Below are 2,998 nucleotides of genomic sequence, written 5' to 3'. Positions count from 1 at the left end.
TTGTTAGCTACCCTAATGCTTTACTCTTTTGAAGTCTCTTTTGGCGTCTCCTCCGTACTCATAGGATATCTTTACTGTTTCTATCGTCATCTTTCTGAGAGATGTTGAATATCTTTTTCGTAACATAAGAGTAATAACCGGTTGTGAGCCGTTTAAGTCCTTCTGGTATTTTGGAATTATCCACAGTATCATCAGTGGAGTATAAATAAGACCTGAAACTATGAAAGAAAACACCCATGCGTTACTTAATAACGTATTCTCGCCCGGGTAAGGTAAATATATTAGTAAGGAAACAACTAGGAATGTTATTACGGCAGCAGGGTTTATTCCCTTCCAATACTTGAACCGCCCCTTGGATAAGAAAACGTCCAATAATTCGAACTTAAACCTCCTTATCAAGGCGTAATCGAATATTATTATTCCCTCTACACTTCCCAGCAAACCACCGTAAGTCAACAACCAATTCTCGGTATAGTTATAAACGTTACCGTAGTAACTCCACGCTCCTGATGCTAGACCTATAACGATTAGGGTTAAAGATCCCTTAAACCACGTCAACTTCTTAGGGAAAGTATTGGCTATATCGTAAGCAGGGCCTACAGCGTTAGCGAATACGTTTACCGTGAAGGTAGCTAAGATGAAGGCTAAAAGCACAAACACGTTTAGGGGAGGTAACATATGTAAGGTCACAAGGACTATTGGATCCCAGATAGGTTGTCCGTAAAGCTTGAGGGAAGAAGCAGTAGTTATAGTTGACATAACTGCGATAGATAACATGAGGAAGGGCACGGGTATTTGTCCTAAAGTTTGGGCTACTTGGCTTTTAGCAAACCTTGTGTAATCAGGCATTGTTATAGCCATGGTAGCCCAGAACGCGATGTTGGCGTTTAAGAAAGCTAACATGGTGAGAAGGTTGCCAGAAGAGGTAGAGAAAGAAAGGATATCAACGTTCCAGTTCACTTTCTGCATAAAGTAAGACCACGTTATGAGATATCCTAAGAGTATTATAGGTCCGCTCAGTCTTGCCAACCACTTCAATACGGGCTGCTAAAAATTAACGCTAAATATGTTAGATGAGCGAGAGAAGGTTAAAGCGTTAAAAAGGTTATTGAAGACAAGGCTCAATTTACGTCTAACGTGTTCTAGGAATTGATGGGTGTTAATTAAACCGTTACATAAACGGGAAGATTCAGAGAATTTCCAATAAGATTGTTTAGAAAGCGTTAGAAAATCACATTAACAGAAGTATTATTATAATTCACTCTATAAATTATTTCCGCAAATTATTCAGTTGTTGGAATAGATTTAAATAAACATTACTAGAGGAGATCGTAATGAGGTTGATATATACAATTTTAGTGATTGCAATTATTTTAGCGTTTACGTTTACTCATTTTTTATTTTTTACTTACAATAATATTCACTCTAATGAACAGCACATATTTCAATCTTCATCTGGAGACTTTACCTTTTATCTTAAGCTGAATACAACAAAAATAAGCCCCGGAAAAGGGATTGCAATTGTAGTAAAACTATTTTACGATGGAATAAATCCGGTTTATATTAATGTAAGTAATACCATTATTCATCTTCCGTCACCATATCCTTGTGGTTCGCATGTTCTTGTAGGATTAGAAGTGTTCAAAGGATATTATACTATCTCTAATATATCTTTAGCTAAACCTTTATTATTTTATAATCCGCGAATAATATTTTTCTGCCCGATGATGTATGCAGTTGCACAATATAAGTTATTGCCGTTAAGTGACCAGATACAATTAATATACAACGGAAAAGTACAAGCTACCTTAAACGACGAAATTTCAACTTCTATTAATGGGTATTGGATAATAAACTCTACTAGTGGAAAATATACATTCTTCCAACCTGGGGTTTATACGGTAGAAGCTGTTGACTATTTCAATCAAACTGTTCTAGGATACTTTACAGTAACTTAAAGTTGATGTTTTTCCCAATTTCTACTATTTTCTACCAATATCACAATTATCAGTAATATGGATTTACCAGTACAACTTAAAGTTAAGAAATATTGTTGAAAACAAGAGTAACTAAGGCGGCGAAATAAGGAGAATAAAAAAGCTAATTAATAAGAAGTACATAGGATAAAAAAATACTTAGAATAATGTCGATTGTTGAAATAGAAGAAAAAGTTAATAAGATACGTCCTAAACGTAGCTGATTTCTTTTGCGTATTCTAGGATACCTTTAGGCCAACCTAAGCCCAACTTTGTAGCCTTATTTATTTCATCTTCAGTCGATACATTGTTTTTAATCAGCCAAACTGCCTCGTCTATCGCGTCACCTAGTATTTCAGATGGTGAGGGCTCTCTACTGGTCTTTTGTATTATAGGTCTCCCAGCCGACCAGTCGTAGAACCCTTTCTTAACTTTAGTCCCCAAGTAACCCTTCGTGTAAAGATCATTTATTAACGGGCATTCGAAATTAAATCCCCTACTTTTAACTTCCTTACTTATAAGGTAATTAGTGTCGATACCGGTGTAGTCTAGAAGTTCAAAGATACCCATAGGAAATCCTAGAGTATACTTAGCTGCACTATCGACCTCTTGAACAGTATATTTACCCTCACTCACTAGTTTGCAGGCTGAAGTGAATACCCTGAAGAGTATTCTGTTAACTACGAAACCGATCACGTCTTTCCGAACCGGTATCGGTTCTTTCTTTATACTTTTTACTATTTCTATTCCTTTCTCAAATACTTCTGACGATGTATAGTTTCCCTTTATCACTTCTACTAAACCCATTAGTACTGGAGGGTTAAAGAAATGTAGTCCCAAGAATCTCTCTCTTTTGTTTAATGCCATCGACAGTTCTGTTATAGGCAGACTGCTTGTGTTTGTAGCTATCATCGTTGAGTAATCTACGTTTTTCTCGACCTCCTTAAATATACTCACCTTAAGGTTGAAGTCCTCGGGCACTGCTTCGATTACGAGTTCAGAGCCCTTGACCTCTTCTAGAC

Annotated in this window: 3 protein-coding genes; 1 reads left to right on the top strand and 2 read right to left on the bottom strand. The window is 36.5% G+C overall.

Annotated features, from left to right (window positions below; genetic code table 11):
• Window positions 1-12: 12 nt before the first annotated feature.
• Window positions 13-1,038, bottom strand: coding sequence for a cytosine permease (locus WIW89_RS01325; RefSeq protein WP_337719474.1), 1,026 nt, complete (start codon window positions 1,036-1,038; stop codon window positions 13-15).
• Between the two features lie 296 nt (window positions 1,039-1,334).
• On the opposite strand from WIW89_RS01325, the gene WIW89_RS01320 reads away from it, so the two are divergent.
• Window positions 1,335-1,958, top strand: a complete 624-nt coding sequence (locus WIW89_RS01320) for a hypothetical protein (RefSeq protein WP_337719473.1) — start codon at window positions 1,335-1,337, stop codon at window positions 1,956-1,958.
• Between the two features lie 228 nt (window positions 1,959-2,186).
• Here the strand turns inward: WIW89_RS01320 and WIW89_RS01315 are convergent.
• A partial coding sequence (locus WIW89_RS01315; RefSeq protein WP_337719472.1) for a 3-hydroxyacyl-CoA dehydrogenase family protein occupies window positions 2,187-2,998 on the bottom strand: 812 nt, incomplete at its 5' end.

This window comes from Stygiolobus sp. CP850M (genome assembly GCF_037389425.1).
Classification (GTDB): Archaea; Thermoproteota; Thermoprotei_A; order Sulfolobales; family Sulfolobaceae; genus Stygiolobus.
The sequence above is the reverse complement of the archived record's forward strand: the minus strand, read 5'-3'. Positions and strand labels throughout refer to the sequence as shown.

Coding starts and splice junctions, on each gene's coding strand:
- WIW89_RS01320 (WP_337719473.1), top strand. CDS start 1,335: ATGAGGTTGATATATACAATTTTAGTGATTGCAATTATTTTAGCGTTT.